The organism is Mesorhizobium sp. NFR06 (assembly GCF_900115245.1).
GTDB lineage: Bacteria > Pseudomonadota > Alphaproteobacteria > Rhizobiales > Rhizobiaceae > Mesorhizobium.
The window spans coordinates 1-24,733 of record NZ_FOVT01000018.1 but is presented as its reverse complement, the minus strand read 5'-3'; the positions used below and the strand labels follow the sequence as shown (position 1 = coordinate 24,733).

17 protein-coding genes and 1 pseudogene are annotated in these 24,733 nt (G+C 64.0%); 9 read left to right on the top strand and 9 right to left on the bottom strand.

Annotated features, from left to right (window positions below; all coding sequences use genetic code 11):
* Positions 1-96: 96 nt before the first annotated feature.
* The 7 genes from F3H96_RS25070 to F3H96_RS25040 form a co-directional block, all read right to left on the bottom strand.
* A complete protein-coding gene (locus tag F3H96_RS25070) occupies positions 97-1,155 on the bottom strand; it encodes a D-alanine:D-lactate ligase-like protein (protein ID WP_149804368.1) in 1,059 nt (352 codons plus the stop codon).
* A gap of 90 nt (positions 1,156-1,245) precedes the next feature.
* Complete coding sequence (locus tag F3H96_RS25065) at positions 1,246-2,124, bottom strand: SMP-30/gluconolactonase/LRE family protein (RefSeq protein ID WP_149804367.1); 879 nt, start codon at positions 2,122-2,124, stop codon at positions 1,246-1,248.
* Positions 2,121-2,762 (bottom strand): 2-dehydro-3-deoxy-6-phosphogalactonate aldolase, encoded by a 642-nt coding sequence (locus F3H96_RS25060; protein ID WP_149804366.1) that lies wholly within the window; start codon positions 2,760-2,762, stop codon positions 2,121-2,123. Before F3H96_RS25060 ends, F3H96_RS25065 begins: the two co-directional genes overlap by 4 nt.
* Positions 2,759-3,694 carry a 2-dehydro-3-deoxygalactonokinase gene (locus F3H96_RS25055; RefSeq protein ID WP_149804365.1) on the bottom strand — a complete coding sequence of 312 codons (936 nt, stop codon included), beginning with the start codon at positions 3,692-3,694 and terminating at the stop codon, positions 2,759-2,761. Before F3H96_RS25055 ends, F3H96_RS25060 begins: the two co-directional genes overlap by 4 nt.
* Positions 3,691-4,458 (bottom strand): SDR family oxidoreductase, encoded by a 768-nt coding sequence (locus F3H96_RS25050; RefSeq protein ID WP_149804446.1) that lies wholly within the window; start codon positions 4,456-4,458, stop codon positions 3,691-3,693. Before F3H96_RS25050 ends, F3H96_RS25055 begins: the two co-directional genes overlap by 4 nt.
* Before the next feature lie 149 nt (positions 4,459-4,607).
* Positions 4,608-5,957: an EAL domain-containing protein gene (locus tag F3H96_RS25045; RefSeq protein ID WP_149804445.1), complete on the bottom strand. Its 1,350-nt coding sequence runs from the start codon at positions 5,955-5,957 to the stop codon at positions 4,608-4,610.
* 249 nt (positions 5,958-6,206) lie between these two features.
* Positions 6,207-8,003: a GtrA family protein gene (locus F3H96_RS25040; RefSeq protein ID WP_149804364.1), complete on the bottom strand. Its 1,797-nt coding sequence runs from the start codon at positions 8,001-8,003 to the stop codon at positions 6,207-6,209.
* 125 nt (positions 8,004-8,128) lie between these two features.
* Here F3H96_RS25040 and F3H96_RS25035 point away from each other — a divergent pair, with 125 nt between their 5' ends.
* From F3H96_RS25035 to gshB, 3 genes are all read left to right on the top strand, one after another.
* The gene (locus F3H96_RS25035) at positions 8,129-9,133 is read left to right on the top strand and encodes a glycosyltransferase (RefSeq protein WP_149804363.1); all 1,005 of its coding nucleotides are present in this window, start codon (positions 8,129-8,131) and stop codon (positions 9,131-9,133) included.
* The gene (locus tag F3H96_RS25030) at positions 9,133-9,507 is read left to right on the top strand and encodes a GtrA family protein (protein ID WP_149804362.1); all 375 of its coding nucleotides are present in this window, start codon (positions 9,133-9,135) and stop codon (positions 9,505-9,507) included. Before F3H96_RS25035 ends, F3H96_RS25030 begins: the two co-directional genes overlap by 1 nt.
* Before the next feature lie 79 nt (positions 9,508-9,586).
* Entirely contained in the window at positions 9,587-10,528 is a 942-nt protein-coding gene (gshB, locus tag F3H96_RS25025) for a glutathione synthase (RefSeq protein WP_149804361.1), read from the top strand.
* Positions 10,529-10,726: 198 nt separating this feature from the next.
* On the opposite strand, the gene F3H96_RS25020 is transcribed toward gshB, so the two are convergent.
* The gene (locus F3H96_RS25020; protein WP_149804360.1) at positions 10,727-11,371 is read right to left on the bottom strand and encodes a peroxiredoxin-like family protein; all 645 of its coding nucleotides are present in this window, start codon (positions 11,369-11,371) and stop codon (positions 10,727-10,729) included.
* A 671-nt stretch (positions 11,372-12,042) separates the two neighbouring features.
* Here F3H96_RS25020 and F3H96_RS25015 point away from each other — a divergent pair.
* The 6 genes and pseudogenes from F3H96_RS25015 (at position 12,043) to F3H96_RS24990 (ending at position 24,220) form a co-directional block, all read left to right on the top strand.
* Positions 12,043-16,605: an adenylate/guanylate cyclase domain-containing protein gene (locus tag F3H96_RS25015; RefSeq protein WP_149804359.1), complete on the top strand. Its 4,563-nt coding sequence runs from the start codon at positions 12,043-12,045 to the stop codon at positions 16,603-16,605.
* A 323-nt stretch (positions 16,606-16,928) separates the two neighbouring features.
* Positions 16,929-18,023 (top strand): branched-chain amino acid ABC transporter substrate-binding protein, encoded by a 1,095-nt coding sequence (locus F3H96_RS25010; RefSeq protein ID WP_149804358.1) that lies wholly within the window; start codon positions 16,929-16,931, stop codon positions 18,021-18,023.
* 73 nt (positions 18,024-18,096) lie between these two features.
* A complete protein-coding gene (locus F3H96_RS25005; RefSeq protein ID WP_149804444.1) occupies positions 18,097-20,565 on the top strand; it encodes an adenylate/guanylate cyclase domain-containing protein in 2,469 nt (822 codons plus the stop codon).
* Positions 20,566-20,728: 163 nt separating this feature from the next.
* Positions 20,729-21,397, top strand: a pseudogene (locus tag F3H96_RS25000) (glutathione synthase); the annotation flags it as partial.
* 139 nt (positions 21,398-21,536) lie between these two features.
* Positions 21,537-22,562 (top strand): glycosyltransferase family 8 protein, encoded by a 1,026-nt coding sequence (locus F3H96_RS24995; RefSeq protein WP_149804357.1) that lies wholly within the window; start codon positions 21,537-21,539, stop codon positions 22,560-22,562.
* 128 nt (positions 22,563-22,690) lie between these two features.
* The gene (locus tag F3H96_RS24990; RefSeq protein WP_149804356.1) at positions 22,691-24,220 is read left to right on the top strand and encodes a YifB family Mg chelatase-like AAA ATPase; all 1,530 of its coding nucleotides are present in this window, start codon (positions 22,691-22,693) and stop codon (positions 24,218-24,220) included.
* Between the two features lie 173 nt (positions 24,221-24,393).
* On the opposite strand, the gene F3H96_RS24985 is transcribed toward F3H96_RS24990, so the two are convergent.
* The coding region (locus F3H96_RS24985) for a transposase (RefSeq protein ID WP_149804355.1) at positions 24,394-24,733 on the bottom strand (340 nt) is incomplete at its 5' end.

Here is a 24,733-nt window from a genome sequence, read left to right as displayed (position 1 = left end):
CAATTCCAGGAAAATTGTGACACGGTTTTCCGTCAGGAATTGCGTCAAAACAAAGAGATGGAGCGTTTCGCCGTTTCCGTGAACCGGTGAAATGCTCTAGCCAAAGACCCTGTTGGCGGCCGTCTCGGCCATCGCGTCGGCAAGGCCCATGCCCCATTGCTTGCGGCAATAGTCGCGAAAATCGAAGCAGGGCAGGCCGGGGCAGACTTCGAACTCGATGAGATGGACGGTATCGTCGGCCTCGACCCTGAAATCGATGGAAAAAACATCTTTCAGGCCGAGGCCCCTGATCAGTTTTTGCGCGATGGCGCGGATTTTGCGGTCGGCGGCCGGCTGGCTCGAGCCGACAGGCTCGAGCTCCGGCTCGACATAGGTTCCCGCAGCCCTTGCGGCGTGGCCGGTGTCGCCATAGAGCGCCATCGAGTCGGCCATGGTCTGAAAGTCGCCGCCGGAATCGACAAAGACGACGCCGAGCGCCTCGACGCCGGTTTGTTGCTTCAACCCCAGGAAGCTGGCGCGCACGTTGCGGCCGGCGACATAGGGCTGGACGACGACATCGTCGCGATAATGGGAAAACACGCGCCGGCTAAGCTCCAGCGCATGGCCGAGATCGCTGATGCGTGAATCCGGCCAGATGCCGATCTTGGCGCCGAGCCGGTTCGGCTTGACGAACCAACCGTCGGCCGATGGCGGCGGCTCGACCAGCCATTCGCCGTTGCGCGCCATGCCGGCCGCCGGCGCCGGCAGGCCGAGGGCGCCGAGCACCGCGCCGGAACGGAACTTGTCCTGGCAGAGCGCGAACAGCGAATCGTCGGCGCCCACGGTGCGCAATCCGTGCAGCCGCGCCAAAGCGGGCGCCGCGCCGCCACGGAAATAGGTGATGCCGTCGGTCAGTGTCCAGACCAGCGTCGAGGCCGGATCGGCCTTTGCCAGCACCGGCGCCGCGTCGTCGAGCTCGACCGCCATGAAAGCGAGGCCGCGCTCTTCGCAGGCCGTTGCAAGCAAGCCAAATTCCGGAGCCAGATCGGTCGACTGGGCCAGATAGGACGAAATCTCGGTGGCGCGCTCCGCCGGGTAGCCATCGGCGACAAGCCGGTCGAAACAGGCCTTTTCCGGCTCATGGACGAGGATCAGCGTCGGCCCGTCAAGCGGCATGGAAGTCCCCAGCGCATCAGGCGCTACCATCGCATAGCCGTTGCGATCGGCTTGCGGGAAACCGACCGGGCCGGGCGGTTGCGTGATAGATCAGGCGATCAGCACGCGCGGCTCGAGGCGGCCCCTGACCGGAATGTCGAGCAGGAAGGTCATGCCAGCCTGCGGATCGAGGGCGCGCTGCTTTTCGTCCTTGCCTTTCCAGGCCGAGGTCACCGCCAGGCGGTCGGCCTTCTGGCCAATGAAAGCCGGGCAAGAGGCCTGCGTCACCGGCATCGCGATCTCGCGCAGCAGCGCGCCGTCCGGCGAATAGGCCTTCACCGCCTTGCCGCCCCAGACCGCGTTCCACAGCACACCGTCGCGGTCGACGACGGAACCGTCGACATAACCCTTCGAGGAGCGATGATCGACGAAGACCTTCGGTTCGCCCGCGGGCAGGCCGGTCGCCGGATCACAGACAACGCGCATCAGCAGCCCGGTCGCGGTGTCGGTGTAATAGGCGGTCGCGCCATCTTCGGAAAAGCAGATCGAGTTCGACACGGTGATGTCGGAAAACAGCCGGCGCAGCTCGCCCTTGAAGAACCAGTAGATCGAGCCGGCGCCCTTCTCCTCGCCTTTGCCCATCGTGCCGGTCCAGAAGGCGCCGCAAGGATGGACGCGGGAATCGTTGGAACGCGTCGCCGGATTGTCGGCCTCGATCGGCGTGTGCAAGGTCAGCTTGCCCGTCTTGACGTCCCTGACCTGCAAGCCGATCTCGGTGGCGATGAGTTGCCTATCGTCGTCGATGACGGCGATGGCGCTGGCCATGACGCCGAGATCATGGACTTTCAGCGCCCCGGCGAGCGGTTTTTCGAGCAGCTTGCCGTTGACGATGTCGAACCAGAACAGCGTGTCGGTGCCCGGATCGTAGCTCGGTCCCTCGCCGAGCTCGCAGATATGGTCGGAAAAAACCGAAACGCCATCCATGTTCATCCTCCGAAGGCTTCGTCCCAGGCGGCGACCGCGGCGCGGGCGCGCTGGCTCACGTCGGCGACCGTCGCCCCCGGTTTGTAGAGGCTCGAGCCCAAGCCGAAGACGCTGACGCCAACCGGCTTGTAGCCGGCAAAATCCTTGTCGGAAACGCCGCCGACGGCGCCGATCAAGGTGGTCGGTGGCAAAACCGCGCGGATCGCAGCGATGCCGCTCGATCCCAGCACGCTCGCTGGAAAGAATTTCAGCGCCGAGGCGCCGAGCCGGATCGCCTGGAAGGCTTCGGTGGGCGTGAACACGCCGGGCATCGTCACCATGCCGTGATGCATGGCGCGGCCCATGACCTCGGCATCGATGTTGGGGCTGACCAGCAGGCGCCCGCCGGCCTCGTGCAAGGCGTCGACATCGGCGGCGCTCAGCACCGTGCCGGCGCCGATCAGCGCCGTTTGCGGAAGCGCCTCGACGAGGCTGGCGATGGAGGCGAACGGCTCCGGCGAATTGAGCGGCACTTCGATCGCCTCGATGCCGGCGTCATGGATCGCCCGGCCGATCGCCACCGCTTCGGAGGGCTTCAAACCGCGCAGGATGGCGACAAGGCCGCGCCTCAATTTCGGGAAAGCTGCGGTCTGGGTCTGGGTCACTGGGCGTCTCCAATCATGCCGTTCTCGCGCGCGGCCTCGACAAGGCCGGCGCGCACCGCTTCATCGGCGTCCACCGTGCGAAAGGCAAGGCCGGCAAGGTCGAGCGCCGCCCCATAAAGCGTGGCCAGCGCGCCGGAGGCGATCAGCGCCACCGGCGCCTCGCTTGCGCCGTAGCGTCGCCTCGCCGAGGCGATCTCGCCGCCGATCAAAAGTCCGGACAGGCATGCCGCGGCATCGTCGGCCTGCAGATGCTGCAGAAGGCCGGCGGCGCGAATGGCAAACAGCTTCGAAGTGATGTCGCCGCCCTCGCCAAGCGCGCGCTGGCACCATTGGGCGAAGAACGGGCTGTCTGCCGCAACCGGCGCCGGATGCTCGCCCAGCGAATGTTTGAGGATCGAATGCGCGGAGAGCACCGAATAGAGCTCGCCGGTCGGCCAGGTGCCGAAGCCCTCGACCGCGCCGTCCCCGACCGCGACCCATTTCGAATGCGTGCCCGGCATGCAGACGAGATGGCGTCCTTTTGCCGGCAAACCGGCGCCGGCAAGCTGGGTTTCCTCGCCGCGCATCACATCCGGCGCGTCGGCCAGACGCTGGGCGAGGCCGGGCACGATGCGGATGTCGCGGCTCGAGCCTTCGACGCGGGCGGCGCCGCGCAAAATGGCGCCGATCGGCGCCGGGACCGTGACGTAAGGCGCTTCGATCCAGCCCTGGCGCGAGCCGGCCATGCCGCAGATGATGACGGGCAGCGTCTGCGGCGCACCCAAGGCGGCAAGGTGACCTTCCAGCACCTTGGCAAAACCTTTTTCGCGCGCGGTGATCAGCCCGTCGTCGCCGCGGCGCTCAGCAAGCACCTTGCCCGCGCCGTCGAGCAACCAGGCCCTGAGCCGCGTCGTGCCCCAGTCGAGCGCGGCAACCGCGGGCGCCGGGCTCACAGGAAGCCTCCGTCGACGATCAGCATCTGGGCGGTCAGCATGCGCGAGGCGTCCGAGGCCAGGAAAAGCACCGTGCCCACCATGTCGTCGGGCTGCATGACCTCCTTGATGCACTGCTTGGCGACATGGGCGGCGAGCCCCTCATCCGTGACCCAGAGCTCGCGCTGGCGCTCGGTGATGACCCAGCCGGGCGCCACCGCGTTGACGCGGATACGGTCGGCGCCGAGCTTGCCGGCGAGGCCCTTGGTGAGGCCGAGTATACCCGCCTTGGCCGCGGTATAGGCCGGCATGTCAGGGTGGTTGATGAGGTAGGAGGTGGAGGTGAAGTTGACGATCGAACCGCCGCCGGCGCGCTTCATGCCGGGCGCCACCGCCTGCGCGGTGAAGAAATGCGGCCGCAGATTGATGGCGAGGTTGTTGTCCCAGAACTCGACCGTGACGTCTTCCACCGCATGACGGTCGTCGAGCGCGGCGTTGTTGACGAGCACGGTGACATCGCCATGCGCTTCGGCTGCCTTTGCCGCGGCAGCGCGCAGCGCCTCGACGTCACGCAGGTCGGCCTTGATATAGAGCGGGCGGCGGCCAAGCTCCTTTTCCAGCCGGTCGGCAAGCGCCGCGCTGGACTTGTCGGCTATGTCGATGAAAGCAACCCGGGCGCCCTGCCGCATAAAGCCTTCGGTCAGCGCCGCGCCGATGCCGGAGCCGCCGCCGGTGATCAGCACCGAGGCGCCGTCGAGGTCGGCGAACCGCGCCGATGGCATCATCATCTTTTCTCCCATTTGGCCGGCGCGCATCCTAGCCATGCCGGCCCTTGGGGCAAGGGCCAAAGCGCGGATTCCGAACCTTATGTCGGACAAAACGCCCTCGCGCCCGAGCGAGGGCGCTCCGATCGACGCCAGTTGGGAGATAGCCGTCAGATCGCCTTGGCGTGCAACGCGCCGCGATAGGAATCGCGCAGGTAGCCTAGCGTGGCGTCGGCATCGACCGGCTTGCCGAACAGATAACCCTGCCCGCCGGCGCAACCGAACTGGACGAGACGGTCGGCCTGCGCCTCGTCCTCGATACCCTCGGCCACGACATCCATGCCAAGCCCTTCGCACATGGCGAGGATGGCACGGATGATGTGTTCCGATGGCCGGTCGTCGAGGATGGAGGAGACGAAGGCGCGGTCGATCTTGAGCTTGTCGAAATGGAACTCGCGCAGGCGGCCAAGCGACGATTGGCCGGTGCCGAAATCGTCGAGCGAGACGCGGATGCCGACGCGGCGCAGGTCCTCGACGATCTTCTCGGCGGAGGCCGGATCGTTCATCAGGCCGGTTTCGGTGATCTCGATCTCCAGCCGGCGCGGATCGAAGCCGGTGCGGTCGAGGATGGCCAGGATGTGCAAGCCGGTGTTCTGGTCGACGAGCTGGGAGGGCGACAGGTTGAAGGAGAGGAACAGCTCCTTCGGCCAGCTGCGCGCCGCTTCGGCCGCCTTGCGCAGCACCAGCTGCGACAGCGGACCGATGATGCCGCGCTCCTCGGCGATCGGGATGAAGACGCTGGGCGGCACGACGCCGAGATCGCGATCGGTCCAGCGCGCCAGCGTCTCGAAGCCGATGGTGCGGCGGCTGCTCAAGTCGACGATGGGCTGGAAATGCGGCTCGACCTCGCCGGCCGAGACGGCGCGGCGCAGCGCCTGCTCGATGCGGGTGACGCGCTTGGCCGCCTCCTCCATCTCGCGGGTGTAGACGACGACGCGGCCGCGGCCCGAACGCTTGGCGTGATAGAGCGCGGTCTCGGCCTTGTTGATCAGGATCTCGGTGGTCTCGTCACCGGAATAGAACAGCGAGCAGCCGACCGAGGCCGAGAGCCTGGCGGTGCGCTCGCCGACGTCATAAGGCGCCGACAGGATCTCGATCAGCATGCGCGATTTCTCGGCCGCCTGCTCCTCGCTGAACACCATTGGATAAAGATAGGCAAACTCGTCGGCGCCGATGCGGCAGACGGCGGAATGGCCGTCCATCGAGGCGCGCAGCCGCATCGCCACCTGGATCAGGATGTCGTCGCCGGCCTTGTGGCCGAACAGGTCGTTGATCGGCTTGAAGCCGTCGAGGTCGAGGATGCCGACCGTGAAGGGCGCGGGATCGTCGGCGCGGTCGCTGATCAGGCGATCGACCTTGTCAAAGAAGCGACGATGATTGCCAAGCCCGGTCAACGGATCGGTGAAGGCCAGATCCGTGTTTTCCTTGCCTGGCTGACCGGTGCCAAAGGTCGTTTGCATCATGCCTCTGTTCTTATGTCGGTATTGTCGGCCAGACTGGCAGCAAAGCGTTTAGGAAGAGTATCGGAAAATCGATTTTCCATCGCCCAAAAGCTGCCTCGTCGCGGAAGGGGTTCAGCTTTCGGCAAGGAACGCGGACCCGCCTCGAATATTCGTTTATGCGAAATCTCTAATTTAAATGCCGAATACTTTCTTTCCTGGGAGTCCGGCTTCTGTCTTCAAGCAACTCCGGACCGGGGGCCGCTGCTTTTAGCCGGCTTGCCTGACGCGGTAGAGCTCGATCGGGCTGCCCTTCCCGCTGACCGGCTCGAGCCAGTCCGGGACGCTGCCGCGCAGCAAGCCGGCAAGGAAGCCCTGCGGCGCCTTCTGAGTCAGGATCCGGTTCTCGCCGTTGCCGGGGCAGATGGCGACGAGGCCGACACGATGCGACTCGACGATTGCGCGCGCGTCATCGGCCGAGCCGAGAAAGGCGTCGAGGGCCAGGAGATTGCCGGCGACATTACGGTGATAAGGACCGGCGAAGACGCGGTGGCCGCTATAGGCGAGGACCGGCGCGCCGAGATTGGAGATCGCCAGCACGGTGGTGCCGGTCATGCCGGCAAGCGGCGCAAAGGTGGCCTTTTTCTCGCATGTCTTGTCCGTGGCACCGCCGTCGCCGACGGCCGTGCCCTTTTCAAACGCCACCGAGGCGGCGGCGGCAACACCGGTCCAGACCGGGTTGATCGAAACCAGCCAGACGGCCGCCAGCCGCAGCGCCACGCCGGGCGAAGAGCTGGTTTCGGCCCGCGCCCGCCATTTGGCGATCCATGCCGACAGCGGAATGACCGCGAAAGCGATCGAGAAGGTGGTGCCGCGCACCTGCCAGGCGCCGACCAGGAAGGCGACGACGAGCAGCGCGGCGACGAGGCTGTCCTGCCGGCGCCAGCCGCCGCGACGGAAGTGCTGCGCCATCAGGATGATCGCGACCAGCGGCGTCGCGTAGCGCGCCGCGACGCGCGCCGGATCGCGGACAAGCAGCGTGAACAGCGACTGGGCCTCGTCGATATGGTCGAGCCACAATTCCTTGAGGCGCGGGTCGAGATTGGCATAAGGCGCGGCGAGGCATTGCGGGAACAGCGCCACCACGACGACGGCGAGAGCGACGCCGAGCGCGGCGAGCGACGCCAGCCTGCGCTGCCAGCGGCGGGCGGCGGGCTCGATCGAGGCGATCGCCGCCAGGCCGGTGCCGGCAATTGCCGCGACTGCGAACTGCGCCACCGAAAAGGCATCGCATTGCGCCACGCCCCAGGCGGAAGGCGGGATGGTGGTGACGAAGACAAGCGCCGCGATGCCGGCGAAGCCGAGGCCGAAATCGCGGGCGATCGCCCGCTCGCTGCCCGCATCGACAACGAACAGCAGCGACACGCACACGCCGATGGTGGCGACGTAGGGCACGGTTTCCATACCGACGGCGAGCGTCAGCGCGGCGCAGAGGCCGGAAAACAGCGCTGCCCCGCGCGGCGCCGGCGCCTCGAGCAGCAAAGCGAGGCTCGCCATGGTGAGCATCAGCTGGACGTTATGGTGATCGAGCGCGCCGGGATCGTAGATGCCGACGAAATAATAGCCGGCGCCACCGATCAGGATGGCAGGCAGCACCGCGGCGCCGCCGCCGAAAGAGCGCGCGGCGCGGGCCGTGAAGAACAAGGTCGACCAGAGCAGCAGCGCCGGCCACAGCACCTGCGCCACATCCTCGGCAAGCGGCCTGCTGCCGGTGAGCGCGGAGGCGGCAAGGACGATGGCGGCGATCGGCGCGTCGACCAGCCTCGACCAGTGCATGACGAAGCCGCCTTCCAGCCCCATCCGGTACTGGTGCAGGTCGAACCAGCCCTGGCCGGCGAGCAGGTCGCGGACCTCGACGAGGCGCAGCAGATTGTCGCTGTCGCCGCCTGCATCGGTCAGTTGGCCGAAGCCGGCCCACGCATCGAGCGCGAACGCGAGCGAGGCAGCCAGCAGCGCCAGCATGAGATCGGACTTCCAGGTGGCGGCGCCGCTTTCAGCTTTGCCCATTGCCGTAGCCTTTGAAGGGAGAGGATCGGTTTAAACCTAGCCTTAACGGCTTCAATAAATAGTAAAGCAGCCCGACGGGCCGGCGCAGCGACTGCCGGAGGCTGGTCGCGCGCCCGGAGACAGACATGCCGCATGCAGTCCGCCACGAGCCGGTCATCGCCGTGCTCCTGCCTTGCTACAACGAGGAACTGACGATCGGCGAGGTCGTGCGACGGTTTCGCGAGACCCTGCCTTCGGCCGCGATCTATGTCTACGACAACAATTCCAAGGACCTGACGGCGCTGAAAGCCCGCGCCGCCGGCGCCATCGTCGTGCGCGAGCCGCGCCAGGGCAAGGGCAATGTGGTGCGCCGCATGTTCGCCGACATCGACGCGGACATCTATGTGATGGCCGACGGCGACGGCACCTATGCGCCCGAAGATGCGCCGCAGCTGATCAACGTTCTGCAAACCGAACGCTCCGACATGGTGGTGGGCACAAGGCGCGGCGTGACCGACGATGCCGGCCGCAACGGCCATGCCTTCGGCAACCGCGTCTTCAACCGGCTCTACAAGGGCCTGTTCGGGACCGATTTCACCGATATCTTCTCCGGTTACCGGGTCTTTTCCCGCCGCTTCGTCAAGAGCTTCCCGGCCGTATCCGGGGGCTTCGAGATCGAGACGGAGATGTCGGTGCATGCCTCGCAGCTCAAGCTGCCGGTGAGCGAGATGGCGCTCGATTACGGCCGCCGCCCGGAAGGCTCGTCGTCGAAACTGTCGACCTTCCGCGACGGCGCCAGGATCCTGTGGATGTTCGCCATGCTGGTGAAGGAGACGCAGCCGCTGCGCTTCTTCGGCACCTTCGCGCTGTTCTTCCTGGCGGCCAGCATCGGACTGATGATCCCGGTGCTGGTCGAATTTGCCGAGACCGGGCTGGTGCCGCGCATGCCGACCTGGGTGCTGTCGATCGGTATGCTGCTGTTGGCGATGCTGTCGATGATGACGGGGCTGATCCTTGATTCCGTCTCGCGCGGCCGGGCCGAGCAGAAGCGCATCTTCTATCTGTCGATTTCCTCCGGCCGCGCCGAGCGCGTTGTATCCGGGCAGGCCTTGCCGAAGAGCGAGCCGGGCAAGGCCCCGCGGGCGGCATGATGGGCCGCCTCGTCCGCTTCGCCCTCGCCGGCGGCATCGGCTTCGTCGCCGACGCGGCGGCGCTCTGGCTGCTGCTTTCCGCCACGCCGCTCGGGCCCCTGGGCGCGCGCGCGCTGTCGATCGGCTTCGCACTCTGCGTCACCTGGCAGGTCAACCGCCGTATGACCTTCTCGCCGTCGAGCCGGGGCATCGCGCAGGAAGGCGCGCGCTATGGCGGCGTCGGCGTCGCCACCAGCATCGTCAACTACATGGTCTACTGCGCCCTGCTCTTCGCATTGCCGGCCTTGCCGCCGCTGGCGGCGCTCGCCTTGGCCTCGATCATCGCCATGACGCTCTCGTTCTTCGGCTATTCGCGCCTAGTCTTCGACCGCTAAGCTTCTGCACCAAGCAAGCACGATTGGCAGACGCCGCCGATTTCCTTATATCGGGCGACCAAGATCGCCGGAGCGCAAAATGCCGTTGAATATCGCTGTCCAGATGGACCATGTCTCCACCGTGTCGATCGCCGGCGACACGAGCTTCGCGCTGTCGCTGGAGGCGCAGCGGCGCGGCCACAAGCTTTTTCACTACACGCCCGACCGGCTGTCGATGCGTGACGGCAAGGTGTTCGCGCGCGTCGAGGAGATGCAGGTGCGCGACGAGAAGGGCAACCACTATTGGCTGGGCGAGAAGGTGCGCACCGACCTCTCCGAGATGGACGTAGTGCTGCTCAGGCAAGACCCGCCCTTCGACATGAACTACATCACCACCACCCACATATTGGAGCGCATCCATCCGAAGACACTGGTGGTCAACGACCCGGCCTGGGTGCGCAACAGCCCCGAGAAGATCTTCGTTACGGAATTCCCGGACCTGATGCCGGAGACGCTGATCACCAAGGACCCGATGGAAGTGGCCACCTTCCGCAAGGAGTTCGGCGACATCATCGTCAAGCCGCTCTACGGCAATGGCGGTGCCGGCATCTTCCACCTGCACGAGGCCGACCGCAACCTCGCCTCGCTGCTCGAAATGTTCGGCCAGCTGTTCCGCGAGCCCTATATCGTGCAGCGTTATCTCAAGGACGTGCGCAAGGGCGACAAGCGCATCATCCTGATCGACGGCGAGCCGGTGGGCGCCATCAACCGCGTGCCGGCCGAGCACGATTCCCGCTCCAACATGCATGTCGGCGGCCGCGCCGAGAAGACCGAGCTGACCGAGCGCGAACGCGAGATCTGCGCCCGCATCGGGCCGGCGCTGAGGGAACGCGGCTTCATCCTCGTCGGCATCGACGTCATTGGCGACTACATGACCGAGATCAATGTCACCTCGCCGACCGGCGTGCGCGAGGTGCAGCGCTTCGGCGGCGCCAACATCGCCAGCCTGTTCTGGGACTGCGTGGAAGGCAAGCGAGGGTAATCAACTCCCCGTCTGCTTCGCAGGACCTTCAGATTCTGATGCAGATCGGCGCCCGTCCGGGGCAGCTGTGCGTCACAAGCCAAGCGAACGAAGAAGCCGCACGAATGGCGTCGAAATCGGCTTCGTGACGGATTCGTTCCAATACGTTCTGGACCAGGTCGTTACAGGGCGCGGTCGTCGAGCGAATTTCTCGGCAGCCTATTGATGTGCGACCTGGGACGCTACCGATATCAGTTCCTCGGGTTTCGGCGCCCTGAACGTTTGGAGACCAACCTCCAGAACTTCAGTGAAGCTCCAGCGCACGATGCCCTCCCGGTCGATTAGGAACTGACCGACAAGCTGCCCCTGGCCGGAAGCCATCATCTGCTGATCGGCTTCCGTAATCTCATATCCTTCCTTCTTGTTGAGAAACTCGTTCATTGCCATCACGTCCATAGGCTCTGGCAACTCGCCCGGAAGGTCAATCCGTATCGCCGTGACCGTGTCCATCCCGACCTCGCGCAAGCCGAAAGCACGATGCGAGGTCCGCTCCGGGTCGGACGCGGCGAGAAGGTGGGGCATCGGGTGGTAGCGGAAATAGAGCCTTGCCCGTTCGACCGGCGTATTGACCACTGCCAGGCATTCGACGCCTTTCTCATGCAGAGCCGGATTGAGTTGCGCCATGGTCGCGACGTGACGGCGGCAGAACGGACAGTGCAGACCGCGAAACAAACCGATCAACAACGGGCTACGGCCTCGAAAATCATCGAGCGCAATCTTGCCTTCGCGCGAGATAGCATCGAGCACTATATTGGGCGCTGGGTCGCCCGGCTGCAGTTGGCGGTCAACACTACACATGGACATGGACAAACTCCTCGCCCAAGCTCAGTCGGCAAAAGGCAGCAACACCACATTCCGGGTTGGGCCCGTGCTGGGCGCAACTCCCGCGCCAGAGCAAACAGCGTTCGGCCTCTGCCATATTGCCGAGGTCAAGATTGCAAGCCCATCATAGCACGGAAAAGCATCTGCGGCTCACGCGTATCGCGAGCCGTCTCGGGCGCCGCGGCAAACAGTGGTCGTCCTCATCCGTGCCATGGGACGACCACAGGGGCGAGACCGACAGGATCTTTCAGATGCGCGTTCTAACGGTGCCCAACGTCTTGAAACTTGGGCAGCTTCGATGTGACCGGAGCCAATGTGGCGAATGAATTTCACTCGGTAGCACTCCCGAATTGCTGTGCTGAAGGTCAGGTTCCGAAGCTTGTTTTGACGCTGAAGTCTGCGGCGACCAGGGTCGTCAACGGATCGTATCGCGACACTTGCGAGGCTGGCCGGCAATGTCGGGAGCTGGCGCTAGCTGTCCATTCCGGTCGCCGGCTCAAACGGTATAGTCCAACCCAACTCGGTCATTGCCGCCACACAAGCGGAATGTCGGGTTGCACACCAGAAGCGGACCCCTTGCGGTCAATTCGGTGCCTCTCCCCACTAGGCGCCATTTCCTTTACTATGTTCCGCAATCGCGGGAGGGTAGCGCCTTGGATCGCGTTCACCGCAGATTGGCCACTGTCCTCGCCGCCGACGCAGTTGGCTACAGCCGTCTGACTGGCAGAGGCGAGGAAGGGGCGATTGCGACACTTCGGGCGCATCGTCAGGTCATTGACCGGGTGATCGAGCAACATGAGGGCCGAGTGTTCGGCAGCGCTGGGGACAGCGTCGTCGCCGAGTTCGCGAGCCCAGTCGAAGCGGTTCGGTGCGCCACCGAAATCCAATTCGAAGTCGACAAACAAAATGCCGAACTCTCCGAGGCGAGCCGGCTACGCTTTCGCATCGGCATCAATCTCGGCGATGTTGTCGTCGAGGGTGACAATCTCATGGGCGACGGTGTGAACGTCGCCGCCCGTCTGGAAGCGCTGTCACATCCGGGTGGAATGTGCATTTCGGAAGCGGTCTACGCACAGGCCCGCGATCGGCTCTCGCTCGAATTCGTCGATCTTGGCGAGCACAGGGTGAAGAACATCGCCCGGCCTGTGCACGCTTACCGCGTGCCTCTCCCTTCGGAGGAGCAGGTCACGTCACCTTTTCGAGGTCTCAACCCCTTCGAGTTCGAAGACGCTGAACTCTTCTTCGGACGAGCTCGGGCGACTGCTGCCTGCATAGAACGCCTGGAGCAGCAAGCTGCCAATGGCAAGGCATTCCTGCTCATCTATGGTATGAGCGGCTCGGGCAAGTCCTCTCTCCTGCGAGCAGGGCTGCTGCCTTCCATCACTCGGCCTGGCGCAGTGGCTGGCATCAATTTTTGGCGCCGCTGTCTGGTCCGCCCATCGGAGGGTCCTGATCCGGTCACATCACTGGCCGCGGGGCTGCTTCACCAAGGCGCCCTCCCTGAGCTGGCTTGCGAACCGGCAGCGCTGGCTCAACTCTGTTGGAGTTCACCCGATCGAGCTCTGGCGCTGATACGGCAAGCCCACGCCAAAGCCGCGGCGTCCGCAGGTTCGGTCCCTACGCAACTGCGACTGATAGTTGCCGTCGATCAGATGGAGGAGTTGTTCACGACGGAGGAGAAGCCGGCATCGCGCGAAGTGCTGGTACGGCTCCTCGCGGCACTCGCCGGCAGTGGACTGGCTTGGGTGATTGCGACGATCCGATCGGATTTCTTTCACCGTTGCGGCGAAGTCCCCGGCTTCTCGGGGCTGAAGGATGGGCTCGCCAGCTACGAACTCTTGCCGCCATCCGGCCCTGAGATCGCCCAGATTATCCGCGAGCCGCCCCGCGCCGCGGGGCTCCGCTTCGAGGAGAGTCCTGATCGAGGACGGCTCGACGATGTGCTGCAGGATGCGGCAGCTGCTGATCCCAGATCTTTGCCGCTTCTCGAATTTGTGCTCGACGCTCTGTACGAGACCGGACGGGAGCGCCGGATCCTCACCTTTGCTGCATATCAGGCACTTGGCGGCCTCGATGGGGCGATCGCGCGCCGCGCCGACGAAGTCGTAGACGCTCTCCCGCCGGACATCCAGGAGGAGCTGCCGATAGTGTTGCGTGCCCTAACCACGGTGCGCCCAGGCGATGAAACTGTTGCGGCACGTCCGGCCTTGCGCGCCGAAGTCACGGGCACGCCTCAACGATTGGCTCTCGTTGAGGCGTTGGTCGCCGCTCGCCTCCTCGTCAGTGATGAGGATGCCGCAGGCCACGTCTTCGTTCGCGTGGCACACGAAGCTTTGTTGGGCCGCTGGCCGCGCGCTAGCGACATTGTCAATTCAAACAGAAGCTTCCTCGAGACCCGGGCTCGGCTCATGGCTGACGCCGATCGCTGGCATTCGGATAACAGGAACCAGGAACTTCTCTTACCATCCGGCAAGCGTCTCGCCGAAGGCGAGGAACTGCTGCAGTCGAGACGGGAAGAAGTCGACGATCATGTCATCGAATACATCGAAGAGTCTTCTCGTGCCCAGAAACAGAGGGAGGAGAAGGACCGACAAGCGGAGCGGGCATGGATCGAGGCGGCCGAAGCTGCAAGACGCGAGCGCCTCGAGCGTGAGGCCGAACGCCGCAGTCTTGCGGCCGCGGCGGCGAGCCGGCTCGCGCAGCGCACGCGCTATGCGGCCCTCGTTGCGACGGCGTTGGCTCTCATGGCCGGCGCAGGCGCGTTCTTCGGGTTCAGAGCACAACAGGAAGCAACGCGGCAAGCGGAGTTGGCGGAGCAGAGCGCAGACAAGGCGAGGTCGGCCGAAAAGGAGGCCCTCGAGGCGCGCGATCAGGCGCTCCGCAATCAGTCTCTTTCGATTTCGTTTCTTTCGCAGCAGACCGCGGCGAGCGGTGATACGGAGGCCGCGATCCTGTTGGCGCTGGAAGCGCTGCCGAAGGGTGGATCGGGGCCCGCGCGGCCATATCTCTTTGAAGCCGAGGCCGCACTTTTCAACGCTCTGCTGGTGCACCACCAAACAGCGGTCTTCAAACACGACGCCGGGGTGACTCAGGCAGCCTTCAATCAGACGGGTGATCGCATTGTCACCGCGTCCTACGATAAGACCGCACGCATTTGGGACGTCGCGAAGGGTAGCGAGATTGCAAACTTGAAGGGCCACCAGGGACCCGTGGAGAGAGCCGGATTCAGTCCGGACGGACGCCGGGTCATTACGGCCGCAAGGGACGGCACCGCGCGCATCTGGGATGCCGACTCTGGAGCGCAGCGTGCTGTGCTTGCGCCGGTCGGCGATTATCCAACGGCTGTGTTCGATTCGAACGGCGACCGGGTGTTGACGGCGGGGCAGAACAGTCACGCCTCACTCTGGGATGCCCGGACGGGAACGAAACTCCTGAGCGTAGCCAGCACTGGAGACGGATTGGCTGGCTTCAATCCGGATGGTCGCAGCTTTGTGACCTCACAAGAACGGAAGGTCTTCGTCTGGAATGCCGCGGATGGCGCGCTGATCCGTGAATGCCGCGTTAACACTTACGCATCCACACTCACATTCAGCCCGGACGGAAGTCGGCTGTTGGTAGGCTCGTGGGGGGATATTTCATACGGCAACTTCCCTGCGCTTTGGGACCCATCGAACGGAACCGAAATCGCAAGGCTCCTTGGCCACAAGAGCGACACCCAATTACACGGCGCAACGTTCAGTCACGACGGCCGCCGGATTGCAACGGTCTCGCTCGATGGCAGCGCACGAATCTGGGACGGAAAGTCGGGATTCTTGCTTGACGTTCTCGGTCAAGAGTCCCCCAACTTGAAACTGAAAGACATCGATCGGGACGACCGTGATGTCGAAATGAACAGCGCGTTCAGCCCCAACGATCGCCTTTTGGCCACCGCTTCCATGAACGGTCCAATACGCATCTGGGACGTCGGTCGAGCGTCGCTGTTCACCACCATCACCGGCCATCGTGCCTTGATCGAGCACCTCGAGTTCAATCCAGTCGACAGCAATATTCTTCTCACGGCTTCACACGATGGCACCGCCCGCCTTTGGGACGTCGACGGGGTTCTCACGACCGATCTGATGAACGAGTATCCGCCGACCTTTGCGGTGTTCAGTCCTGACAATGTGCATCTTCTGACCGGAGGCGGGGACGCCAAAGGGCACCTGTGGGATTTAGCCGGCCATGAAATAGCCGAGTTCGACACAGGCGAGATTGTCAACGGTGCGACGTTCAGCCCTGACGGAAGTCGCGTTGCAACCGCATCCCTTTCGGGCCGAGTTCTCATCTGGGACGTTGCGGGCAGACGCGAGATCGCGCGCCTCCAATATCCTCTCGGGCTCCTTCAAGTTCAGTTCAGTCCGAAAGGAGATATCCTGGCGTCGAGTTCGACTGACGGCACGGCACGGTTGTGGAACACAGCAACTGGCGCCGAAGTCGCCACTATCCAGACAAGTGGGAGGCAGGTTGTTTTCAACCCGGACGGCGATCTCGTCCTCGCCGCGACCAGCGACAACGCCGCGCACCTGTTGGAAACGAACGGGACCGAACTGAAGGAACTGGTCGGGCATGAGGGCCGAGTCACCGGGGCGGCATTCAGTCCGGACGGCAAACTGGTCGCTACAGCCTCACTCGACCACACCGCGCGGATCTGGTCGGTCAAGGACGGAAGCACCGTCGCGATCCTAAGAGGTCATGGCGATCAGCTCACCGAAGTCGCGTTCAGCCCGGACGGTCAGTCACTCCTGACTGCCTCACGCGACGGCACCGTAAGAATCTGGAGCGTCCCAGACGGAACGGAAAGGGTCGTTCTCAGGGGGCACACCGGCGCAGTGACCAGCGCGCAATTCAGTCCTAACGGTCTCTATGTCCTGACAGCCTCGACTCAGGACGGAACGGCCCGGCTCTGGACCGCGCGGGCGGGGCGCGAGATGGCAGTGCTTGCCAGTCCGAAGGAGGAGAACAAGCGGCCGGCACCGACACGCGCGGCCTTCAATTCAGATGGAACGAGGATCGTGATCGTGTCCTATGAAGAAGACGTTCGCGTCATACGGGTTTTTCAGACACCCCAAGATCTCATCGATTTCGCGAAGCAAACTGTGCCACGCGAACTGACCGCATGCGAACGGCTTCGCTTCTTCCTTCCCGTCGAAGGCGACGTTAGCGATTGTCCAAGTTGATGTCGCCAAACGCCCGTGGCTGGTGACCTAACCGGCTATGCCGCAGCACAACGAGTTAGTCGCAAAGGCGCGTATTGGATCCTATGGCGGTCATTTCCAAGCCGTTCGCAGTCGACTGCAGCCAACGGCACCTTCCCCTCCGGCCAGTGGAATGTCTGGATTCGGCGCGCGAATCCGACCCCAGCGAACGAAGTTATGCCGCGCCATTCAAGCGAAGGATCGCTTAGCCAATTGCACTGTGGTCACAGCCGGGGTGCTCGCGCTTGCTCAAGGGGCTGTCGGCTCTGACGGGTTTGGCGTAAGCTACCGACAGGGATGCACCCATGCACCGCATCATCGCCATAGCGATCTTAGTTCTCGCGGCCATGTTCAGCGCCGCGCGGGCGGAGGTGCTGATCGGCGTCTCGGCTGCGATGACGGGACGCCTCGCCTGGATCGGCGAGCAGGGACAGCGCGGCGCGGAGATGGCCGTGGCCGACGTCAACACGGCGGGCGGCGTGCTTGGCCAGAAGGTGAGGCTCATCTCGGTCGACGACTTCTGCGATCCCGAGCAAGCTGTAGCGGCCGCCAAGAAGCTGGTGGCTGACGGGGTCGTGCTCGTCGTCGGGCATTATTGCTCCGGGGCCTCGATCCCCGCATCAAAAGTGTACGAGGAGGCGGGCGTCGTCGAGATATCCCCAGGCTCGACCAATCCGCAGCTGACCGAACAGGGCCGTGCCAATGTCTTTCGCACCATTGGCCGCGATGACGCGCAAGGTTTCATCGCCGGCAACTACCTTGCCGATCATTGGGGCAGCAAGAAGATTGCGATCCTCCACGACAACTCGACCTATGGGAAGGGTCTCGCCGACGAGACCAGGAAGCAGCTGAACAAGCGGGGCGTGACTGAGGCCGTTTACGACGCCTACACGCCCGGGAAGGATGACTATTCAGCCGAGGTCGCTGCGTTGCAGACCGCCGGCGTCTCCGCCTTGTATGTAGGTGGGTATCATGCCGAGGTTGCGCTGATTGCTCGCGCCGCACACGACAGGGGCTACAAGGTTCAGCTCATATCCGGAGATGCTTTGGCGACCGAGGAATTTGCCCTGATCGCCGGCCCCGCGGCGGAGGGGACCCTCTTCACGTTCCCGGCGGACCCGAGGCGAAGCCCCGAAGCGGCCGCGGTCGTTGAACAGTTCCGTGCCGAGAACTTCGAGCCCGCGGGCTACACGCTGTTGAGCTACGGCGCCGTCCAGGCCTGGGCCCAAGCAGTCTCGAAGGCAGGTTCGCTGGAGCCGAAGGCCGTCATTGCGGCACTGCACGAACAGGAATTCGACACCGTCATCGGCCGGGTCGATTTCGACGACAAGGGCGACCTCACGAAGCAGAGCTGGGTTTGGTACGTCTGGCGCGGCGGAGAGTACGTGCCGGTTGAATAGGGTTCGCTGATCGCCGGCTGAGATGTCTAGTCTGATGCAGACCAGTGTGGCCGGACTGTCCCGACTCGCCGAGATGCTTGAACGCCTCGGCATACGCGGCCGGCTGCTGCTCGCCTTTTTCGGGATCAGCGCCCTTGCGTTGCTAGCGACCGCTGCTGCGCTTTATGCCTTCCTCCAGGTTGGCGATGTCGTCGACCGAATTACCACGGATCGCGTGCCGTCGGCGCTCGCTTCCCTCCAGCTGTCGCGCCAGGCCGAACGGGTCGCTGCTGCCGCGCCATCGGTGCTGGCAGCGACAAGCAGGGCTCAGCACAGCGAGGTCTCGGCTGCCGTCGCGCTCGAGATGTCCCGCCTCGAGGCCCTGCGCACGGACCTCCGGGATGCCACCTTGGGCACGGTGCCTTTGGCCGAGATCGAGGAAGCCGCGATCGTTCTGAGGCGCAACCTGAAGGAGCTCGACTCCCTTGTTGTCGCCCGGCTCGACGTGGTCGCCCGCAAGGAGGAGCTCCTGAACCGCCTCGCCGCGACGACGACCGGAAGCCAGCGCCTTGTCGCCACCGGCATCCTGGTGATGGATTCCAGGCTCCCGCAATGGCAGGCGGTCGCGGCCGACACGTCGCTGTCGCCCGATCGACGCGCAGCGGCGATGGCCGACCTGGTCCAGGCGATTGCGGCCTACATCCCTCAGCAGAAGGCGCAGCTGGAGATCTCGGCGGTCAACGACGCGCTGGTGAAGATCGCGAACGCGCCGACGCCGGGCGACCTGGCGCTGATGCTTTTTCCGCTACGCCGTTCGCTCACTGCTCTTGAAAAGGTTTCCATGGAGATCGACGAAAAGTTGCGGACCCGCTTCCGGCAGCGTGTCGACGAGTTCAAAGGTTTGACCGACGGCGAGGATAGCATCCCCAAGGCGCGGGGGGACGAGTTTGCTGTCCTGGCACAGGGCGAAAGGCTTCTGGCCGAGAACAATCGACTGTCGCGCAACCTCACCGCTGGCGTCGATCGCCTGGTCGCCACGGCAGACCAGGAGATCGCTGCGTCCGGTCGCGAAGCCGCGCTCGTCCAGCGCTACGGCACCGCGGTTGTGCTCGGCTCCGCCTTCCTCAGCCTCCTGAGTTCGGTTCTGGTTGTCTGGCTCTATGTCGACCGCAGCCTCCTCGCCCGACTGGGGGCCGTGAGCCAGGGCATGCTCGAGATTGCGGGGGGCAACCTTCGTGCGCCGCTGCCAGCCGCGGGCAGCGACGAAATCGGGCGCATGGCCGAAGCGCTGAGACTGTTCCGGGATACTGCTGTCGAGGTCGAGGAAAAGAACCTGCGCGACGTTGCGGAAGCTCGTCAGCGGCTCATCGATGCCATCGAAAGCATCTCCGAAGGATTCGCTCTGTACGACTGGGAGGACCGGCTCGTCCTCAGCAACAGCCGCTACCGCGAATTGCTCTACACCGGTCTGGAGACCGAACTGACGCCCGGCACGACATTCGAGCAAATCATTCGCCGATCCGCCGAGCGCGGCTACATCAGGGACGCCGAGGGGCGGGTCGAGGAGTGGGTCGCCGAGCGCCTCTCGCGGCACCGCAACCCTGGCGAACCTTGGGTGCAGCGGCGAGGCGACGGGCGATGGGTCATGATCAGCGAGCGGCGGATCAGCGCCGGCGGCACGGTCGCCGTCTATTCGGACATCACCGAGCTGAAGCAAAGGGAGGAGAACCTCGCCGAGAAATCCGTGGTTCTGGAGGCGCTTTCCAGCAAGCTGGCGAAGTATCTGGCGCCCCAAGTGTACCGCTCGATATTCACCGGCCGCCAGGAGGTCAGGATCGCCAGCCAGCGGAAGAAACTGACAATATGCTTCTCCGATATCGCCGGCTTTACCGAGACCACTGACAAGATGGAATCCGAGGATCTCACCCAACTCCTCAATCACTATCTGACGGAAATGTCGAGAATTGCTTCGGATCACGGCGCGACGATCGACAAATATGTCGGCGACGCGATCCTGATGTTTTTTGGCGATCCCGAGACTCGCGGCGTCAAGGAGGACGCGCTGGCTTGCGTGCAGATGGCTCTAACCATGCAGAAGCGGATGAGCGAACTTGCCGAAATCTGGCGCGACATCGGAATTGAGGCACCACTGCGCTGTCGCATCGGCATCCATACCGACTACTGCACCGTCGGCAACTTCGGCAGCGAGGACCGGATGGACTACACGATAATCGGCGGCGCCGTGAATCTCGCCTCGCGCCTGGAGCAGGAGGCGCCGCCGGGGGCCATCCTCATTTCCTACGAGACGTTTGCGCAAGTGAAGGACTCAATCGACTGTGAGGAGCTGGGGCACGTCCAGGTCAAGGGGATCGCCTATCCCGTCGCCACCTACCGCGTCATCGATCTGAAGGCCAATCTGGCGGCCGCTCGTCGTGCTGTTCGAACCGAGCTGCCGCACCTCAGGCTGGAACTTGAACCGGAGCTGATGTCCCCTGACGAGCGTGGCGATGCCGCCACCGCGCTTCGAGACGCGCTGGATCGGGTCTGTCACAAGCCCGGGTAAGCAGGGCCTGGTCCACAACGATCCCTCCCGATGGAGGCAAGGAGTAGGACGTGAGACGCCGCTCATTGGCGCTATCGATGCGAAGGTAGCGGAACAGTCGCGGTCAGTCTTCGAACTCGGGCGCAACGTCCGCATCGGGCCTTAACATTCACTGCATCACTGCAAGGTCCGGATATGGCGCGACCTTCGCGTTCGCGAAACCGGAAGGATTGACCCTTCTGTGACGTTCCAATTGGGGCGCACCGACCTCTCCGAGATGGACGTGGTGCTGCTGAGGCAAGACCCGCCCTTCGACATGAACTACATCACCACCACGCACATATTGGAGCGCATCCATCCGAAGACGCTGGTGGTCAACGACCCGGCCTGGGTGCGCAACAGCCCGGAAAAGATCTTCGTCACGGAATTCCCGGACCTGATGCCGGAGACGCTGATCACCAAGGACCCGATGGAGGTGGCCGCCTTCCGCAAGGAGTTCGGCGACATCATCGTCAAGCCGCTCTACGGCAATGGCGGTGCCGGCATCTTCCACCTGCACGAGGCCGACCGCAACCTCGCCTCGCTCCTCGAAATGTTCGGCCAGCTGTTCCGCGAGCCCTATATCGTGCAGCGTTATCTCAAGGACGTGCGCAAGGGCGACAAGCGCATCATCCTGATCGACGGGCCGGCACTCAGGGAACGCGGCTTCATCCTCGTCGGCATCGACGTCATTGGCGACTACATGACCGAGATCAACGTCACCTCGCCGACCGGCGTGCGCGAGGTGCAGCGCTTCGGCGGCGCCGACATCGCCAGCCTGTTCTGGGACTGCGTGGAAGGCAAGCGGGGGTAGCGCGCGATCGCGGCGGAACCATCGTTGTCATTCATATGATGGCGACAGTCGGCGGCGAGCGCGTTCGACTTCGCTGCCCATTTTCATTTCCAGGGATCGACGGGGCATGATACATTAGAGGACACTTTAACGTGTTACCTTGACCGCGAGCGTGCTCGCGATCCATCCACCACAGCCGGGTTTAGCTACCCGCTTTCCCGGGGCCCGGAATTTCATGATAATTGTTACTGCAAGTGACAATAACTTTGTACCCGGCCTTTTTTTATTTATTTTTTCTGCCTGGATTCATAATCGCGACGCGACATTCTTCGTTATAGACGCAGGAATAGAGCCTGCCGCCGCGATACAGCTTCGCCGTTTTTGTGAACAAAACGGAATTGATTGTCAGCTTGTCCAAGCAGACGGCAAGCGGATTTCCGATCTGCCGACAAGAGGCAAACTGCTGACGACTGCCGCATATGCCCGGATACTCATTCCGGAGATGTTGCCTGATTGCGACAAGGCCATCTACATGGATGCAGATACGCTGGTGGTGTCCGATCTCAGCGGCCTCTGGTCGGCGGACTTGGGCGACAACTTGGTCGCCGGCGTGATTGACGGCTTCGTCGAGCAGGAGGAACTCGATGACGTCGGAATGTCCCGGAATGAATACATCAATTCCGGCGTTCTTACGATGAACCTCGCCGCCTGGCGCAGGGACGGCATTGCGGACAGGATCTTTGCAAAAGTTCGGCAAACCGCCAATTCGCGATACCTCGACCAGACGGCCTTGAATACGGTGGTGCGCGGACGAGTTCTCTTCCTGGACAGGGAATGGAATTTCTTTTCAGAGCGGTATATGCAGATCGAACGGCGGCCTCCCAAGGTGATCCACTATGCGGGATCGGCCAAGCCCTGGCGCTACAAGCGCGTGCCTTTTGCAGATATTTTCAATTTCTACAGAATCATGTCGGGATTGAATATTCCTGGGGGGACTTTGGTCTTAAAATCCGCCCGCAGGCGGAAGATGATACTCGGTCTTCTAGGGCTGAGAAGAAAATACTGGTCTTCCGCCCTGGCAATTTACTACTACCGCCGGCGATTTACAAAGCCGCACCTACGAAGCTTGGACAGGATGCTGTCGAAGGCGCCGCTGCCCGGGCAAGGTTCGACTGCCGCGCCGTAACGAGACTCGCAATTACCTATGTTCCCGTAATGTTCTTGCCTAAGCCACAAATCTGTGGTTGTCTTACCTGACTTCGCTCGCGGCCTGATCGCAGGCCGCGGCGAGCCGGTATCGGGGGCTTGAGACAAATGGTGGCGCGGGTTCGCACGGTGGCTTTCCAGGGCATCGAGGCCGTGCCGGTCGATGTCCAGGTGATGGTCGGGCCTGGCAAGGTCGGCATGCAGATCGTCGGCCTTCCGGACAAGGCGGTGGCCGAGAGCCGTGAGCGCGTGCAGGCGGCGCTGCATGCCTCGGGCCTGTCGATGCCGTCGAAGAAGGTCACGGTGAACCTAGCGCCGGCGGATCTTCCCAAGGAAGGCAGCCATTACGACCTGCCGATCGCACTCGGGCTGATGGCGGCGCTCGGCGCCATTCCGGGCGACATGCTCACCGGCTATGTGGTGCTGGGCGAGTTGTCGCTCGACGGCACCATCGCCGGCGTGGCCGGCGCGCTGCCGGCGGCGATCGGCGCCAATGCCGAAGGCAAGGGCCTGATCTGCCCCTTCGCCTGCGGCCCAGAGGCTGCCTGGGCCGGCAAGGATTTCGACATACTGGCGCCGCGCAGCCTCATCGCCGTCGCCAACCATTTTCGCGGCACGCAGGTGCTGTCGCGGCCCGAAGCCGGCATCCAGCTCGCGGCGCGCGACCTGCCGGACCTCGCCGACATCAAGGGCCAGGAGAGCGCCAAGCGGGCTCTCGAAGTGGCCGCCGCCGGCGGCCATAACCTGCTGATGGCCGGCCCGCCAGGCTCGGGCAAGTCGATGCTGGCGCAGCGCCTGCCCTCGATCCTGCCGCCGCTGGCGCCGAAGGAGCTGCTCGAAGTGTCGATGATCGCTTCCGTTGCCGGCGAGCTTGGCGAAGGCAAGCTGACCGACCGGCGGCCGTTCCGCGCCCCGCACCACTCCGCCTCGATGGCGGCGATGGTCGGCGGCGGCATACGCGCGCGGCCGGGCGAGGTCTCGCTTGCCCATCACGGCGTTTTGTTCCTCGACGAATTGCCGGAATTCGCGCCGCAGACGCTGGATGCGCTGCGCCAGCCGCTGGAGACCGGCGACTGCATGATCGCGCGCGCCAATCACCGCGTCACCTATCCGGCGCGCATCCAGCTGGTGGCGGCGATGAACCCGTGCCGCTGCGGCATGTCGGGGGAACCTGGCTATCGCTGCCTGCGCGGCGACCGCTGCCGCACCGATTATCAGGCGCGCATTTCCGGCCCGTTGCTCGACCGCATCGACCTCAGGATCGAAGTGCCGGCGGTCTCGGCGAACGATCTTATCCGGCCGGACAAGGCCGAGACGAGTGCTTCGGTGGCGCAGCGCGTGGCCCGCGCCCGCGCCATGCAGCGCGAGCGGCTGGAAAAGCTGGGCGCCGGCGCCACCACCAACGCACATTGCCCGCCGTCGATCATCGAGGCGATCGCCAAGCCCGATACGGCCGGCCTGACGCTGCTCAAGGACGCCAGCGAAAAACTCGGCTTTTCGGCGCGGGCCTATCACCGCGTGCTGAAAGTGGCGCGCACGCTGGCCGACCTCGACGCCAGCGAGACGGTCGGCCGCATCCATCTCGCCGAAGCGATTTCCTACCGGATGAGTGCGGAGCGGATGGCGCAGGCGGCGTAACGCCCGACCCGGAGCAAACGCGCTCTCTGGGGCGTTCGCGCCCAAGGCCCCGCGTGTGGTATGGTGGTGCGTTTCCGCGCGGGGGCGAGTGATGATTTCAGTTTTGCCGGCGCGCAGCGCCGAAGACTTCGAGACCATGGCCATGCTCTGCGGCAGGCTAGAGCACGTCCTGTTTAATCCGGTTCATATCCTGCGGCTTTGAAGTAGTTGGCACATTCGACTGGGGTGAAGAGGTCGACGACCGCGCCGACCGCGTCCCACAGAGCCTTGATGGTTCTCTCGGCCTTTGCTCGCAACAGCGCCTTGAGTTTGGCGAAGGCGTTCTCAATCGGATTGAAGTCGGGACTGTAGGGCGGCAGGTAGAGCAGGCTCGCGCCTGCGGCCTCAATCGCGTCGCGCACGCCGGCGGCCTTATGGGCGGGCAGGTTGTCCATGACGACTACGTCGCCATCCGACAATGTCGGGACCAGCACCTGCTCGACATAGGCCAGGAACACGTTGCCGTTCATGGCG

Bases quoted from the DNA above. Each gene is read 5' to 3' on its own strand.
- F3H96_RS25035 (WP_149804363.1), top strand. From the start codon at position 8,129: ATGCCGCATGCAGTCCGCCACGAGCCGGTCATCGCCGTGCTCCTGCCT.
- F3H96_RS25005 (WP_149804444.1), top strand. From the start codon at position 18,097: ATGCTTGAACGCCTCGGCATACGCGGCCGGCTGCTGCTCGCCTTTTTC.
- gshB (WP_149804361.1), top strand. From the start codon at position 9,587: ATGCCGTTGAATATCGCTGTCCAGATGGACCATGTCTCCACCGTGTCG.
- F3H96_RS25020 (WP_149804360.1), bottom strand. From the start codon at position 11,371: ATGTCCATGTGTAGTGTTGACCGCCAACTGCAGCCGGGCGACCCAGCG.
- F3H96_RS24990 (WP_149804356.1), top strand. From the start codon at position 22,691: ATGGTGGCGCGGGTTCGCACGGTGGCTTTCCAGGGCATCGAGGCCGTG.
- F3H96_RS25040 (WP_149804364.1), bottom strand. From the start codon at position 8,003: ATGGGCAAAGCTGAAAGCGGCGCCGCCACCTGGAAGTCCGATCTCATG.
- F3H96_RS25010 (WP_149804358.1), top strand. From the start codon at position 16,929: ATGCACCGCATCATCGCCATAGCGATCTTAGTTCTCGCGGCCATGTTC.
- F3H96_RS25065 (WP_149804367.1), bottom strand. From the start codon at position 2,124: ATGAACATGGATGGCGTTTCGGTTTTTTCCGACCATATCTGCGAGCTC.
- F3H96_RS25045 (WP_149804445.1), bottom strand. From the start codon at position 5,957: ATGCAAACGACCTTTGGCACCGGTCAGCCAGGCAAGGAAAACACGGAT.
- F3H96_RS25070 (WP_149804368.1), bottom strand. From the start codon at position 1,155: ATGCCGCTTGACGGGCCGACGCTGATCCTCGTCCATGAGCCGGAAAAG.
- F3H96_RS25030 (WP_149804362.1), top strand. From the start codon at position 9,133: ATGGGCCGCCTCGTCCGCTTCGCCCTCGCCGGCGGCATCGGCTTCGTC.
- F3H96_RS25050 (WP_149804446.1), bottom strand. From the start codon at position 4,458: ATGATGCCATCGGCGCGGTTCGCCGACCTCGACGGCGCCTCGGTGCTG.